Below are 15,307 nucleotides of genomic sequence, written 5' to 3'. Positions count from 1 at the left end.
AGAATGGTGAGGCGGGATATTGGACCGAAGGACAGTAAGCGGCGACAGTTGATCTACGTCACAAAATCGGGTCAACCGGCAGGAGACAAGCGAGAGGGTGAACACCTATGTAAGCGTACTGTTCAATGGCTGGAATCCGCTACCACTTCGCGGGTAGGCGACAGCCGCAGCACCAGCTGCATGCGGTCGCGCACACCCAGCTTGCGGAACACCGACCCCAGATGCGCCTTGACGGTGCGCTCGGTGATATCGAGGCGGCGGGCGACCTCCTTGTTGCTGTAGCCCTCCACCACCGCCAGCGCCACGGCACGCTCGCGTTCGGTCAGCCCTGCCAGGGCATCGCTACGCATCCGCCCGGCACCGCCCAACGCCTGGAAGGCGCCGCCTACGACCCGCGCCATCAGCTCCGGCGGCACCCAGATCCCCTGGTTCATGATCACCAGCCGCGCCTGACGCAGCAGCTCCGGCGGCGACAGGGCATGCACATAGCCCCGGGCACCGCTCTTCAGCGCCTGGAACGCCTCGGCGGCGCTCGGCGAGTAGGTCATCACTCCCACCTGGGCCCCACGCCGATGGAGTTCGGCGACCTGCTCCGGCCAGCTCTCGCTGTCCACCATCACCCACACACAGTCGCCACGCACCAGCCTGGCCTTGATGTCATCGGCGTGAATCAAGCGTGCATCACTGAAGGCCTCGCGCCAGCGCGGTATCTCGTCGCTCCCCTGACTGACGAAGTAGGTCGCCATCTATCGCTCTCCCATCGAATTGCTCCACGCCCGCAACACGGGCTTGAGCATGAACTGCATCACGGTGCGCTTGCCGGTCATGATATCGATCTGGGCGGTCATGCCGGGGATCACCTCCATCTCGGGATTGGCATTGGCATCTTCGGTCGAACGTACGCGCACCAGGTAGAAGGTGTTGTCGTTGTCGTCGGTGATGGTGTCGGCGCTGATGCGCTCCAGCTCTGCCTCGAGGCCGCCATAGATGGCGAAGTCGTAGGCGGTGAGCTTGATGGTGGCGGGCTGCCCGGGGCGCAGGAAGGCGATGTCCTGAGGGGCGATGCGCGCCTCCACCACCAGCTGGTCATCCGAGGGCACGATCTCGACCACCTCCTGGCCGGGCTGAGCCACACCGCCCAGGGTATTGATGGTGAGCCGCTGCACCACGCCGTCGACCGGCGAGCGAATCTCAGCCAGGCGTACGCGATCCTGCAGCCCGGTGCCGGACTCCTCCAGGGCGCTGAGGTCGCCGATGGTCTGGGTCAGGTCATTGCGCCAGTCGTTACGACGCTCGGCCCCCAGCTCGCGAAGCTGGGTCTCGGCCTCTTCCACGGCGGCCTGCAGGCGTGACACCGCCGCCGCCGCCTGGTCGCGCTCGCCGGTGGCGCGAGACACCTCGCGACGCAGCCTGAGCACCTCTACCTCGGAGACCGCCCCGGACTGGAGCAGCGGCCGGGTCAGGTTGAGCTCCTGGCTGGCCATGTTGGCCTCGCGCTGCGCGGTGTCACGCCGCGCCCGGGCCTCCCGGAGCTCCTCCTCGCGCTGGCGGATACGGTCACCCAGCACATTCTCCTGCTCGCGTAGCTCCTCGCGGGCGCTCTCGTAGGCCTCGCGCTCCTGGGCGACGATATCCGGCGCCTGGGCACGCAGTTCCTCGGAGGGCGCGAAGGGAGTATCGGTGACCAGCGCCCGCAGCCGCTCGGCCCGGGCCTGCAGTGACTGGATCTGGGAGCGATTCTCGCGGAAGTTGGCCAGGTAGCGGGTCGGGTCGATGCGCATCAGTACCTGCCCCTGCTCCACCCGTTCCCCCTCGCGCACCAGGATCTCCTGCACCACCCCGCCGTCGTAGGTCTGGACGCGCTGCAGCTGACTGGTGGGAATCACCCGGCCGGCCCCGCGAGTCACCTCGTCGATGGGCGCAAAATAGGCCCACACCAGCAGGGCGATGATGGCCAGCAGCACCACATAGAGGAACCAGCGGGCGCGGATCGGATCCTGCTGCAGACGGGCCCAGTCGGCATCGCTGGCCCAGTCGCGGTTGAGGTGCGCGGCAGTGACCCGCTTGGCGAACAGGCGATCCATGAAGGGGCGAAACGGCCTGCCGCCCACCTCGGAGAAGCGCCCGATCGCCTCGAAGCCACGCTGCTCGGCAGTGGGACCCTGCTTCCTGGCCATCAGCGTGCCCTCCCGATCTGTCCCTTGCGAAGCGCCTCGACCACCTTGTCGCGGGGACCGTCGGCCATGACCCGGCCGGCGTCGATGACGATGATGCGGTCTACCAGCGAGAGCAGCGAGGTGCGGTGGGTCACCACGATCATGGTCTTGGCCCGCGCGTAGCTCTTGAGGTTGGCCTTGAAGGCCTCTTCACTGGTGTGGTCCATGGAGCTCGTTGGCTCGTCGAGCAACAGGATCTGCGGGTCATTGACCAGCGCCCGGGCCACCGCCACCGACTGGCGCTGGCCGCCGGAGAGGGCCTGGCCGCGCTCGCCCACCGGCAGGTCGACACCCTGGGGGTGGCCGTTGACCAGGCCCTCCAGCCCGCTGAGCTTGATCGCCCGCAGCAGCGCCTCGTCATCCACCCCCTCGCTACCGCCGCCGGCAACGATGTTGTCGCGCAGGGTGCCGTAGAACAGGCTCACGTCCTGAGGCACATAGCCGATCTGGCGGCGCAGCTGGATGGGATCGAACTGGCGCAGGTCCACGCCATCGATCATCACCGCCCCAGCAGTAGGTTCATAGAGACCCAGCACCAGCTTGTTGAGGGTGGTCTTGCCACAGCCGATACGGCCCAGCAGCGCCACCTTCTCGCCGGCCTGGATGGTCAGCGAGACATCACGCAGCGCCTCGTTCTCCTGCTCGGGATAACGCAGCGAGACCTTGTCGAAGCGAATCTCGCCGCGGATCACCGGGCGGCTGACGAAGGCCTTGCCCTCGGGGCGCTCCACCGGGCGCTCCATCACGCCGTTGAGCGACTGCAGCGCGGTGGCGGACTGGTGATACTGGGCCAGCAGCGCCGCGGCCTGGCTGACCGGCGCCATGGCCCGGGAGGAGAGCAGGTAGGCGGCGATCAGGCCGCCCTGGGTGAGGTTGCCCTCGATGATCTGGTAGACACCGATGATGATCACGCACACCGCCACGCTGTGCTGGGCCCACAGCGCCACGCTGGAGACCGAGGAGCTGACCAGGCGTAGCTGAGCCGCGGTGCGTGACAGGTAGGCCGAGGCCTTCTCCCAGGTGTTCTGGATGCGGCTCTCGGCGCGCAGCGTCTTGACGGTCTCCAGCTGGGAGACCGACTCCACCAGGGTGGCGTTACGCTGGGCGCTGACCCGCCAGGTGGTCTCGGAGAGCTCGTGCAGCTTTCCCTGGGCGGCCATGGCATAGAGCAAGACGAAGGCGATGCCCACCAGCACCGGGATCACCAGCGGTGGCCCGATCAGGGCGATGATGGCGGCGAACATCAGCACGAAGGGCAGGTCCACCAGCGCCACCACCGTGGCCGAGCCGATGAAGGCGCGCACCGACTCGAAGGACTGCAGGGTGGCCGCGAAGGAGCCGGTGGAAGCGGGTCTCGCCTCCATGCGCAACCCCAGTACCCGGGCCATGATCGACGATGACAGCTTGACGTCGGCCCGGCTCGCCGCCAGGTCGACGAAGGCATTGCGCATCAGGCGCAGCGCCAGGTCGAAGCAGAGCACCACGAAGATACCCACCGCCAGCACCCACAGCGTCTCGGTGGCGTGGTTGGGCACCACCCGGTCGTAGACGTTGAGCACGAACAGCGGCATGGCCACCGCGAACAGGTTGATCATCACCGAGCCGGCGATGACATCGCGGTAGAGCTTGCGATTCTCGCGGATCACGCCCCAGAACCAGTGCCGGGAATGCTGGCGGTTCACCTCGGGGCCGCGGGCATCGAAATGGAAGCGCGGGCGCACGTAGATGGCCTGCCCGCTGTAGCTGGACTCCAGGCCATCCAGCGCCACCTCGCTCTCGGCATCGCCCAGCTCGGGAAAGATGACCCTGGCCTTGCGCGCCTTGAGATCCAGCCCCAGCAGCACACAGGCGCGGCCCGGCTCGAGCAGCAGCACCACCGGGAAGAGCGCCGGATTGAGCTGCACCAGGCGGCTCTTGACCAGGCGCGCAGAGAGGCCGGCACGGCTGGCGGCGCGCGGGAAGACGCCGGGGGTGAGACGCCCCTGTTCGAGGGGCAGTCCGGCGGTCAGGGATTCGGCGGTGGTCGACCTGTCGTGACAGGTAGCCACCGTCTGCAGGCATTCGAGCAGTTCATCCTGAACCGCGGAACGCGATGAACCTTCGGATGACTCCAGCGGCTCTCTCTGCGTCACACACACCTCTTTCATCGAATGGCCCCACCGGCACTAGGGCGATGGGGCCAGAGTAGCACCGGGGAAGAGTCCGTCTCCCCCGGCAAAAGGCCGCAGGCAGATCAGCCGCGGGAAGCGACTTCCGGGGCCAGTTGCGCGTAGCTCGCCGGCTCCGCCGCCACCAGCGCATCGATCTCGGCGTAGAGGCCGCCGGCCACGGGGGCGAAGTCGGCCGCCACTGGCGCCGGCTCGGCCCGGGACTGGCCAGCGGCGGAACGCGATGCCAGGGAGTCGATGGCCGCCGGGCGGAAGTCGGTCATGTCGAGGTTCTCGCCGACCCGCTCCAGGGTCACCTCGACGCGACGGTTCTGGCGCCGCCCCTCCACGGTGGCATTGGTGGCCACCGGCTCGCGGGAGCCGTAGCCGCGGGTCTGGAGTAGGTCGCGATCCACTCCCTGGCTTGCCAGGTAGCTGGCCACGCTGTCGGCACGCCGCTGGGAGAGCGGATCATTGATGGCATCGTTGCCGGTGGTATCGGCATGGCCGGCGATGAAGATCCGCGCCAGGTCGGTGCGACCGCGGATCTGCTCGGCCAGGTCAGAGAGCTCGCTGCGCGCCTCGGCGGAGAGTTCCGCGCTGTTGATCTGGAACAGGGCGTCCGCCGAAAGGGTGATGTCCGGTGCCCGGGTGGGTGCCTCGATGCCACCGGTGAAGTCCGCCAGGGTGAAGCCCATGGGTCCATCCGCCGGACAGATGGTCTCGGGGTCCAGGGCCACGCCGTCGCTGCCCATCTCGGCCAGGGTCGGCATGTCGTCGCGCACCACGCCCAGGGTCTGCATCAGCTGCCCCATGGCCGCCAGGGTGCGGGCATCCGCCAGGGCCACGTCGTACTGGGCATTGACGAAGGCGCGGCTGGCCTCGAAGTACTCGTTCTCGCTGTCCAGCACGTCGAGCAGGGTGCGCTGGCCGATATCGAACTGCTGCTGATAGGCACCGCGCACGCGGTCGATGGAGAGCCGGTGCTGGTTGAGGTACTGCAGCTGCTCGCGCAGGCGCTGGGTATCGTTGTAGGCGATTTGGGTGGTCTGGCGTACGTCCACACAGGCCTTCTCGCGCAGGTTGATCGACTGCTCGACCCGGTCGCTTGCCGCGCGGAACGAGGCCAGGTCGCTGCCGCCGCGGTAGAGGTTCATGCTCGCCACCAGCTCGATGCTCTGGCGCTCGCGGTCTTCGGAACCGTAGATGTCATAGCCGCTGTCGTTGCGGTAGGTGCCAGCCCGCCCGCGCAGGTCGAGGCGCGGATGGAAGGCGGCCTTGGTGCCCTCACGCTCGGCACGGCTCGCCTCGATGTTCTCGATGGCGGCATGGAACTCCGGGTTACCCTGGAAGGCCATGTCCAGCGCCGCGGCCACGTTGGGCGGCAGGCGGTCGTCGAGTTCCGGTGCCGGTGCCAGCTGGGCGGCGGGCAGCTCGCCGACGATGCGCTGGAAGCGCGCGGTGACGTCATGCAGGTTGGAGGCCTCGGTCATCAGATTGGACTCGGCCAGGGCCAGGCGGCCACTGATCTGCTCCAGGTCCACCCCGCGGCCGGCGCCCGACTGCACACGCTCCTCGATCTGGCTGAACACCCGCAGGTGGTCGGCGTAGTTCTCCTGGGCCAGGCTCACCAGCTCGCGGTAGCGACGCACGTCCAGGTAGGCACGGGTGGCCTCCAGGGTGACGTTCTCGCTGGCCCCGATCAGCTCGTAGTAGCGCACCAGCTTGGCGCGGTCGAGGCGCTCCACCTCACTGGCGGTGGCGAAGCCGTCGTAGATCATCTGGGTCAGGGTGATCTCGGCGAAACGGGTCTCGTAGCTACCGCTGCGATCGAAGATCGGAGACTGCGGTTCGCCTTCACGATACTCGCGGCCGATACCGGCATTGGCATCGACGCTGGGCAGGTAGTTGCCGAAGGCAACATCCACGTCGCTTTCGGCGGCGCGCAGGCCGTTCCAGGCGGCATGCACCTCGGGATTGGTAGTCAGCGCCTGGCGCACCACGCTGGTCAGGTCCGCCGAGCCCGGTGCGGCGAGCCCCGGCGGCAGGCTCTGGGCCACCGCCGCGGCAATGGGCATGAGGGTCAGGGCGGCACCCAGCGTGGCGGCACCGGCCAGACGACGAGAGGAGGACGTTGCGAGTGTGCGATTCATGACGATTCCCTTGCGATGATGATCCGGGGCTCGCTATGGAGGCCCGCGGAACACGAGCTTGCTGTTGTCGGGCCGCAGTCGACGCATCTTTACGCGCGACCGGCGCTTCCTTTCCCGCCTGATGATTCCCCTGAAGCTTCGCTACGCCATTCACGCCCACCTCTCGCAAGGCGGCTGATCTCGGCCCACCCCAAGTGACCAGATCACTCAGTCCAGCGTCATGACGTATTTGTAACTTAGCGTAACGCAGGGCGTGGCGTTGTCCAGCACAATTGCACGGTATCTGTTAGGAGATTGTGCTTTTCTGATGTAGGAAAAAGATTACAGGTACCACGGGGCCTCTCCCCGTGCGGGCAAACGTGCTATCGTCTCGGCCATCGACACGGTCGGTCATCACAAGGAGCTCGCCATGTCCTCATCGGAAATCCAGAAGACGCGCGTCATCAACGAGTTACGGGGCTTCATCAAGAAGCTCCTGCAGGACCCCAAGATTCTCGAGCAGTCGCTGGAGATCGCTCGCCGCCACCTGCCGGAGGGCCATTCCGAAGCGGTCATGGCGCAAATCGCCAACGAGATCTCCGACACCACCAGCGTGCATATCCCGGAGGACCCCGCCGAGCACTCCGAGGCGGACAAGCTGTTCCTCGAGCTGCTGCGCGAGGTGGTTGGCGAGGAGCAGGCGCTCTACTGAGCCCTCCCCGCTCGACAGCGGCACCCACGACGCCCGGCTCCGTCCGGGCGTCGTCGTGTCCGGGCACTGCGGCTCTGGTAGAATGGTAAAACCTTGTTTTTACTGGAGCTGTACAGCCCTCACCACCATGTACTACCTGCTCAAGCTATTTCCCGAGATCACCATCAAGTCGCGCTCCGTGCGCCGACACATGACCCGCTGCCTCGCCGCCAACGTGCGTAATACCCTGAAGCCGCTGGACCGGCGCATCGCGGTACGCGATGGCTGGGACCTGCTGCGGGTCTCGCTGCCCGCAAGTGCCGGCGCGGCGCTGGTCGACGAGGTGGAGGCTCGCCTTACGCGGATGCCGGGCGTTCAGGAAGTACAGGAGGTGCGCGAGGTCGATTTCAACGACCTGGACGAGATCACCGCCCAGGTCGTGCCGCGCTGGCAGGCTCACATCGCCGGGCGGCGCTTCCGCGTCTCGGCCAAGCGGCGGGGCTCCCATGACTTCACCTCGGCGGACCTGGAGCGCCATCTCGGCGCGGCACTGCTGGCCGCCGCCCCCGATGCCCGCGTCGATCTGACGCACCCCGAGGTGAAGGTGACGGTGGAGGTCGTGGATCAACGGCTGCGCCTGATCGACCGTCGCCTGGCGGGCCTCGGCGGCTACCCCCTCGGCCTGCAGGGCCAGGCCATGGCACTGATCTCCGGCGGCTACGATTCGCCGGTGGCCGCCTGGCGGATGATCCGCCGCGGCATCAAGACCCACTTCCTGTTCTTCAACCTCGGCGGTCCCGAGCATGAGCGCGGCGTGCGCGAGGTGACCCACCACCTCTGGCAGCGCTACAGCGCCTCCCACCGGGTCAACTTCATCTCGGTGCCCTTCGAGCCGGTGGTCGGCGAGATCCTGCGCCAGGTGCCGGACGGCATGATGGGCGTGGTGCTCAAGCGCATGATGGTGCGCGCCGCCTCGCGCCTTGCCCGGCGTGCCAGGGTGCCGGCGCTGGTCACCGGCGACGCCATCGCCCAGGTCTCCAGCCAGACCCTCACCAATCTGGCGCTGATCGACGATGCCAGCGAACTTCCACTGCTGCGCCCGTTGCTGACCGATGACAAGCAGACCATCATCACCCAGGCCCGCGAGATCGACACCGCGCGCTTCGCCGAGAGCATGCCGGAGTACTGCGGGGTGATCTCGCGCCGTCCCCACACCCGCGCTCGCCGTGACCAGATCGCCGCGGCCGAGGCCGGCTTCGACTTCGCGGTGCTCGATGCCGCCATCGACGCCGCCGAGATCACCCGCATCGACCGTCTCGCCGAGTCCCCTGGCGCCGCAGCTGCTGCCCAGGCCAAAGACGAGCTGCTCGAGGCCCGGGAGGGTGAAGACGTCAGTGTCATCGACATTCGCGCCCCCGGGGAGCGTGAAGCGGCCCCGCTCCCCCTGGCGGCGGGCCGGCGCCTGGAGATCCCCTTCTATGAGCTCCAGCAGCGCGCTCCGCAACTGCCGGATGACCGTCGCTACTTCCTCTACTGCGATCAGGGGGTGATGAGTCGCATGCAGGCCCTGCATCTGCAGGATCGCGGCCTCACCCATTTCGGGGTCTACCTCGCGTCCTCGGCGCGTTGAAATCGTTGCGCCGCGTGGCCTGGGAACGTCTACGCTGGAGGGAAAGATACCTTTCGTTACACGAAGGGACACCCCGGGAGCGAGACGATGGTCAGGCGCAGGCGTCAGGCCCCATGCAGAGACGCCGGAAATGGCGAGATACTGCTCGACGATGGCTGGCCGCGGCCGCCGCGACTGGCCGAGCCTCGCGAGATCCGGCGGCGCCGGCTATGGCCCTGGCTTCTGCTCGTCCTCGCCTTGGTCGGTACCGCCGTGGCCGGCTTGGTGGTGGCCGAGGTGCGCTCCTCGGAGTGGCAGGCCCGCGAACTCTCCCGCTATGCCGGCCAGCTCACCTATGCACTGGCCCCCGGGCCCAGCGAGCGCTGGCAACCACCGGTACACGGCCCCTTCGACGCACGCCTCGGCTACACCCGCCTGGCCGATTTCCAGCGCCGGCTGCTGCAGAGTGACTTTCGCATCGAGCAGCAGGCGCGCTTCTCGCCGGCGCTGATGCGCTACGCTGCACGCGGCTTCTTCCCACCCTACCGCGAGAAGACCTCGGCCGGGCTCGACGTCGCCACCTGCAGCGGCGAACCGCTCTACCGCTTTCGCCATCCAGAGCGCCACTATCCCGACTTCGAGTCCATCCCGCCCGTGGCACTGGCGATGCTGCTGTTTATCGAGAATCGTGGCCTGCTCGACAGCGAGAGCCCCCACGCCAACCCCGCGGTGGACTGGCCGCGCTTCGCCCGCGCGGCCCTCTCCCAAGTGGGCGAGGCGCTGTCGCTGCCCGGTCAGTCTGCCGGCGGCAGCACCCTGGCCACCCAGATCGAGAAGTACCGCCACTCCCCCGGGGGGCTCACCCACTCGCCCACGGAAAAGCTCCGCCAGATGCTCTCGGCCAGCGTGCGCAGCTACCGCAATGGCCCCGAGACCCTGAGCACGCGTCGCGATATCGCCCTGGACTACCTCAATACGGTACCGCTTGCCGCCGTACCCGGCAGCGGTGAGGTGCACGGCCTGGGCGATGCTCTCTGGGCGTGGTTCGGTGCCGACTTCGCCGCCACCAACCGCCTGCTGCACAAGGCGCCCGGCGCCACGCCGCCCACCGCGGCCCACGGCCAGGCCCTGCGCCGCACCCTGGCGCTGATGATCGCCCAGCGCCGCCCCAGCGGCTATCTCAATTCCGGGCGGGAGTCCCTCGAGACACTGACCGACGGCTACCTCGGGCTGCTGGCCGAGCATGGCGTGATCTCCCCCGCCCTGCGGGATGTCGCCCGGGCCCAGCGGCTGGAGTTCCGCGACTTCGCCCTGGACCCCATTCGCCCGCGTGTCGAGGCCGGCAAGACCCTGCAGGTCGCTCGCACCCGCCTGGCGGGGCTGCTGGGCGTCTCGCTGCAGGAGCTGGACCGCCTCGATCTCGCGGCCACCACCACCCTCAACGCCGAGCTGCAGGCGGCCGTCACCGAGCACCTCCACAGGCTCGCCGACCCCGAGTTCGCCGCCGCCCAGGGGCTTGTCGGCGAGCGCCTGCTGGATGCCGACAGCGCCGCCGCCGTGCGCTACAGCTTCACCCTGCTGGAGCGCGGCGAGGCGGGCTTCGATGTTCGCGTGCAGACCGACAATGACGACCAGCCCTTCGATCTCAACCAGGGCAGCAAGCTCGAGCTCGGCTCCACCGCCAAGCTGCGCGTGCTGGCCAGCTACCTGGAGATCGTCGCCGAGCTCCATGCCCAGTACGCCGGCCAGCCGGCCGAGACCCTGCGCGCCCTGCCGGTGGATCGCCAGGATGCCATCCGCCGCTTCGTGATCGACAGCCTGGTCGCCCGAGCGGAGATCAGCCTGGCCGAGCTGCTCGAAACCGCCATGCAGCGCCGCTACTCCGCCAGCCCCCACGAGGCCTTCTTCACCGGCGGCGGACGCCACACCTTCAGCAACTTCAGCCGCCAGGACGACCGCCGCCGACCGACCCTCGAGGAGGCGCTGCGCGAGTCGCTGAACCTGCCCTTCGTGCGCCTGATGCGAGACCTGGTGCAGTTCACCATTCATCAGGAAGCGGATCGCCGGCGCCTTCTGGAGGACGACGACGATCCGCGCCGCCTCGACTACCTGGCGAGCTTCGCCGACCGCGAGGGGCGCGTCTTCCTGCAGCGCTTCTGGCGCAAGTATCGCCACCTCGACACCGCGGCACGTCAGGAGGCCCTGCTGGGCGGCCTCAAGCCCGATGCGCGCCGCCTGGCCGCTGTCTTCCGCTACCTCTACCCCGAAGGCGACTCCATCGCCCTGACCTCCTTCCTCGCCGAGCGCCTGGACGACCGGCGGCTCGACCTCGACCTTACCGCCCTGCACGAGCGCAGCGACCCCAGCAACCTCAGCCTCTCCGACCAGGGCTATATCGCCGGGGTGCACCCGCTGGAACTGTGGCTGGTGGGCTTCCTGATCGACCGCCCCGACGCCGACTACGCCGATGCCGAGCGGGCCAGCCGCGAAGCGCGCCAGGAGGTCTACGGCTGGCTGTTCCGCACCCGTCACCGCGGGGCCCGGGATTCCCGCATCCGCACCATGCTGGAGACGGAGGCCTTCACCGAGATCCAGCGCCGTTGGGAGCGGCTGGGCTATCCCTTCGCCCACCTGGTGCCCTCGCTGGCCACGGCGCTGGGCAGCTCAGGCGACCGTCCCGCCGCCCTGGCCGAGCTGGTCGGCATCATCCTCAACGACGGCATACGCCTGCCCACCCGGCGAATCGACACGCTGCACTTCGCCACCGACACCCCCTACGAGACCCGCTTCGTGGCCGACGCCTCCCGCGCCCAGCGGGTGATGGCGCCGGAGGTGGCCGCCACCCTGCGCCGCGCCCTGGGCCAGGTAGTCGAGGGCGGCACCGCGCGGCGCCTGCAGGGTAGCTTTGCCCTGGAAGACGGCACTCCGCTCGCCCTGGGCGGCAAGACCGGTACCGGCGACAATCGCTTCCAGACCGTCACCGCCTCGGGCCAGGTGATCCACTCCGAGGCGCGCAGCCGCACCGCCACCTTCGTCTTCCACCTCGGCGACAACCACTTCGGTACCCTCACCGCCTATGTCCCCGGCAGCAACGCCGCAAACTTTGCTTTCACCTCGGCACTGCCGGTACAGGTACTCAAGGGCATGGGCCCCCTGCTCACCCCCTACCTCACCCAGGGAGAACAGAGCCGCTGCCGCCCCGGCTCGCCATCCGAACCGCTGATGGCCGACGACACCCGCCAGCCAAAGGACGCCTCCTGAACCCGCAGGACGATCGCAGCTAGCTATGCTGCGATAGCGAAAGGCGCCGGGTACAGGTCGGAGAGGGGGTCCGAGGACCAGGGACGGCCGAGGTAGCGTACAGGGAGGTATTTACAGCGCCCCCTCGCAGGCCTGTCGCCGGAGAAACCTGGAGCGGTGTTGCCATCTGCGGTAGCCCTGACTGACCCAGCCTGTCGGGTGCAGTCAGCCGCCATCCCGGCTACAATCGAGCGTCTGATTTTCCTGGGATTCAAGAGCCGATATGTCGACGAACGCCACGCGCAAGATCCTGGTCACCAGCGCCCTGCCCTACGCCAACGGCGCCATCCACCTCGGCCACCTGCTCGAGTACATCCAGACCGACATCTGGGTGCGTTTCCAGAAGAGCCGCGGCCAGCAGTGCCACTACGTCTGTGCCGATGACGCCCACGGCACCGCCATCATGCTGCGCGCCGAACAGGAGGGCATCACCTCCGAGGCGCTGATCGACCGCGTCAGCCGCGAGCACCAGGCTGACTTCGCCACCTTCGGCGTGGCCTTCGACAACTATCACTCGACCCACTCGGAAGAGAATCGCTATTTCAGCGAACTGATCTACACCCGCCTGCGCGACAAGGGGCATATCGCCACCCGTGACATCGAGCAGATGTACGATCCGGTGAAGGGGCTGTTCCTGGCCGACCGCTTCATCAAGGGCACCTGCCCCAAGTGCAAGGCCGACGACCAGTATGGCGACAACTGCGAGGCGTGCGGCGCCACCTATACCCCGGCCGACCTGATCGACCCGGTGTCGGCGATCTCCGGCGCCACCCCCGAGGTCCGCGGCTCCACCCACTACTTCTTCAAGCTGCCCGACTTCGCCGACTTCATGCACCGCTGGATCAACGACGGCCACGTCCAGCCGCAGATCCGCAACAAGCTGATGGAGTGGTTCGAGGCCGGCTTCAACGAGTGGGACATCTCCCGCGACGCCCCCTACTTCGGCTTCGAGATCCCCGACGCCCCGGGCAAGTACTTCTACGTCTGGCTCGACGCACCGATCGGCTACCTGGCCAGCTTCAGGAACCTCTGCGATCGCGAAGGCATCGACTTCGATAGCTACTGGGCCAATGACAGCGACGCCGAGGTCTACCACTTCATCGGCAAGGACATCGTCTACTTCCACGCCCTGTTCTGGCCGGCGATGCTGCATGGCGCCGACTTCCGCACCCCCACTGCGGTCAACTGCCACGGCTTCGTCACCGTCAACGGCGCCAAGATGTCCAAGTCCCGGGGCACCTTCATCAAGGCCGCCACCTACGCGGACTACCTGAACCCGGAGTACCTGCGCTACTACTTCGCCGCCAAGCTCACCTCCCGGGTCGACGACCTGGACCTCAACCTCGAGGACTTCGCCGCTCGGGTAAACAGCGACCTGGTCGGCAAGGTGGTCAACATCGCCAGCCGCTGTGCCGGCTTCGTCAAGAAGCTGGGTGGCGGCAAGCTCTCGGCTCACTGCGCCGAACCGGAGCTGGTAGCCCGCTTCATTAGTGCCGGCGACGAGATCGCCGAGCAGTTCGAGATTCGCGAGTTTGGCCGCGCCATGCGCCTGGTGATGGAGCTGGCCGACGAGGCCAACACCTATATCGCCGAGGCCGAGCCCTGGGTGCTGGCCAAGCAGGAGGGGCGCGAGCAGGAGGTGCTGGATATCTGTTCGGTGGGCATCAATTTGTTCCGCCAGCTGATGGTCTACTTGGCCCCGGTGGTACCGGCCATGGCCGAGGGCGCCCGCGAGTTCCTCAAGCTCGAGTCACTGGACTGGCATAGCCGCCACGAGGTGCTGCTGAACCACGAGATCGCCAAGTTCAAGCCGCTGATGACCCGCGTGGAGCGGGAGAAGATCGACGCCATGATCGAGGCGTCCAAGGAGGACCTGGTGGAAGAACAGAAACTCAAGGAGACCCCCAAGGGGCCCCTGGCCGACGAGCCGATCGCCCCCGAGATCTCCTTCGACGACTTTATCAAGGTGGACCTGCGCATCGCCCGCATCGCCAAGGCGGAATACGTCGAGGGCGCCGACAAGCTGCTCAAGCTGACCCTCGATCTGGGCGGCGAGAGCCGTACGGTCTTCTCGGGCATCCGCGCGGCCTACGCCCCCGAGGCGCTGGAGGGCCGACTCACCGTGATGGTCGCCAACCTGGCGCCGCGCAAGATGCGCTTCGGTGTCTCCGAAGGCATGGTGCTGGCCTCGGCCAACGACGAGGGTATCTACCTGCTCTCGCCGGACACCGGCGCCGAGCCCGGCCAGCGGGTGACCTGAGCCACCGTGAGTCGCCGTGACCTGATCGAGGCCATCGATGCCCTGCTGCCCCAGACCCAGTGCGGCAAGTGCGGCTTCGATGGCTGCCTGCCCTATGCCGAGGCGATCGCCGAGGGCGAGCCCATCAACCGCTGCCCGCCCGGTGGCGAGCCCACCCTCGCGCAGCTGGCCGAGCTGACCGGCCAGCCCGCACAGCCCCTGGCGGAGCCCACCCAGCTGCCGCTGGCCGCGGTGATCCGCGAGGACGAATGCATCGGCTGCACCAAGTGCATCCAGGCCTGTCCGGTGGACGCCATCCTGGGGGCGGCCAAGCGCATGCATACGGTGATCGTTGATGAGTGCACCGGCTGCGAGCTGTGCGTGGCGCCCTGCCCTGTCGACTGCATCGACCTGGTGCCCCATCCCGCCTGGCAGGCCGCCGAGACCGACGCCAAGCGCGACGCCTACCTGGCACGGCGCGCCGAACTGGGTCGCCGTCGCCATCGCGCCCGCCAGGCGCGCCTGGCACGGGAGGCCCGCGACAAGCGCCTGGAGCGCCAGAAGCGCCTGTTGCAGCAGCGCCGGAGCGCCGACAGCACTGGCGCTGCCGCCACTCCGGGGAACACGGTCGTGAAGCGCCAGCGTCAGATGGCCCTCAAGGCCGCCGAACAGGCCGTCAAGCGCGTGCAGCAGCAGCTGGAGAGCGCCCGGCGTCGCGGTGACGCCGAGGCAGAAGCCACCGCCCGCGCCCAGCTCCCCGAGGCTGAGCGGCTGCTCGCCGAGGCCAGAGGCGCGCTGGAGCAAGCAGGCACGGCTGAATGATCCGATGACACTTTCCCGACTTCACCGCTTGGGGCTGATCCGGCGACAGGCCTGCGAGGAGGCGCTGTGAATACATCCCTGTACGCTACCGACGCCATCCCTGGCGTAGGACCTCCTCTTCGGCCTGTCCCCGGCGCCTCGCGCTCTTGCC

General features: G+C 67.9%; 9 protein-coding genes. 5 read left to right on the top strand and 4 right to left on the bottom strand.

Translation table 11 applies throughout. The annotated features are described in order from the left end of the window. Positions 1-122: 122 nt before the first annotated feature. The 4 genes from ACJ7IV_RS06835 to ACJ7IV_RS06820 form a co-directional block, all read right to left on the bottom strand. Positions 123-746: a LuxR C-terminal-related transcriptional regulator gene (locus ACJ7IV_RS06835; RefSeq protein WP_483866337.1), complete on the bottom strand. Its 624-nt coding sequence runs from the start codon at positions 744-746 to the stop codon at positions 123-125. Then, positions 747-2,177, bottom strand: coding sequence for an HlyD family type I secretion periplasmic adaptor subunit (locus ACJ7IV_RS06830; RefSeq protein ID WP_483866336.1), 1,431 nt, complete (start codon positions 2,175-2,177; stop codon positions 747-749). Beyond that, on the bottom strand, positions 2,177-4,348 hold the full coding sequence (locus ACJ7IV_RS06825) for a type I secretion system permease/ATPase (protein ID WP_483866335.1): 2,172 nt from the start codon (positions 4,346-4,348) through the stop codon (positions 2,177-2,179). The genes ACJ7IV_RS06830 and ACJ7IV_RS06825 overlap by 1 nt, the downstream gene beginning before the upstream one ends. 101 nt (positions 4,349-4,449) lie before the next feature. Continuing rightward, a complete protein-coding gene (locus ACJ7IV_RS06820) occupies positions 4,450-6,516 on the bottom strand; it encodes a TolC family outer membrane protein (protein ID WP_483866334.1) in 2,067 nt (688 codons plus the stop codon). Positions 6,517-6,925: 409 nt separating this feature from the next. Between ACJ7IV_RS06820 and ACJ7IV_RS06815 the strand changes: the two genes are divergently transcribed. The 5 genes from ACJ7IV_RS06815 (at position 6,926) to ACJ7IV_RS06795 (ending at position 15,156) form a co-directional block, all read left to right on the top strand. Then, entirely contained in the window at positions 6,926-7,207 is a 282-nt protein-coding gene (locus ACJ7IV_RS06815) for a hypothetical protein (RefSeq protein ID WP_483866333.1), read from the top strand. Between the two features lie 127 nt (positions 7,208-7,334). Then, on the top strand, positions 7,335-8,816 hold the full coding sequence (gene thiI / locus ACJ7IV_RS06810) for a tRNA uracil 4-sulfurtransferase ThiI (protein WP_483866332.1): 1,482 nt from the start codon (positions 7,335-7,337) through the stop codon (positions 8,814-8,816). An 87-nt stretch (positions 8,817-8,903) separates the two neighbouring features. Continuing rightward, a complete protein-coding gene (locus tag ACJ7IV_RS06805; RefSeq protein WP_483866331.1) occupies positions 8,904-12,056 on the top strand; it encodes a transglycosylase domain-containing protein in 3,153 nt (1,050 codons plus the stop codon). 262 nt (positions 12,057-12,318) lie between these two features. Next, entirely contained in the window at positions 12,319-14,355 is a 2,037-nt protein-coding gene (gene metG, locus ACJ7IV_RS06800) for a methionine--tRNA ligase (protein WP_483866330.1), read from the top strand. 6 nt (positions 14,356-14,361) lie between these two features. Beyond that, positions 14,362-15,156 (top strand): RnfABCDGE type electron transport complex subunit B, encoded by a 795-nt coding sequence (locus ACJ7IV_RS06795; protein ID WP_483866329.1) that lies wholly within the window; start codon positions 14,362-14,364, stop codon positions 15,154-15,156. The last annotated feature ends 151 nt before the right edge of the window (positions 15,157-15,307 follow it).

The sequence above is a fragment of the Halomonas sp. C10-5 genome (assembly GCF_057169305.1).
Note: the sequence above shows the minus strand (reverse complement) of the source record. Positions and strands in the feature narration are given on the sequence as shown.

Excerpts from the sequence above, each read along its gene's own strand:
- ACJ7IV_RS06820 (WP_483866334.1), bottom strand. The coding sequence starts at position 6,516 with ATGAATCGCACACTCGCAACGTCCTCCTCTCGTCGTCTGGCCGGTGCC.
- ACJ7IV_RS06805 (WP_483866331.1), top strand. The coding sequence starts at position 8,904 with ATGGTCAGGCGCAGGCGTCAGGCCCCATGCAGAGACGCCGGAAATGGC.
- ACJ7IV_RS06830 (WP_483866336.1), bottom strand. The coding sequence starts at position 2,177 with ATGGCCAGGAAGCAGGGTCCCACTGCCGAGCAGCGTGGCTTCGAGGCG.
- metG (WP_483866330.1), top strand. The coding sequence starts at position 12,319 with ATGTCGACGAACGCCACGCGCAAGATCCTGGTCACCAGCGCCCTGCCC.
- ACJ7IV_RS06815 (WP_483866333.1), top strand. The coding sequence starts at position 6,926 with ATGTCCTCATCGGAAATCCAGAAGACGCGCGTCATCAACGAGTTACGG.
- thiI (WP_483866332.1), top strand. The coding sequence starts at position 7,335 with ATGTACTACCTGCTCAAGCTATTTCCCGAGATCACCATCAAGTCGCGC.
- ACJ7IV_RS06835 (WP_483866337.1), bottom strand. The coding sequence starts at position 746 with ATGGCGACCTACTTCGTCAGTCAGGGGAGCGACGAGATACCGCGCTGG.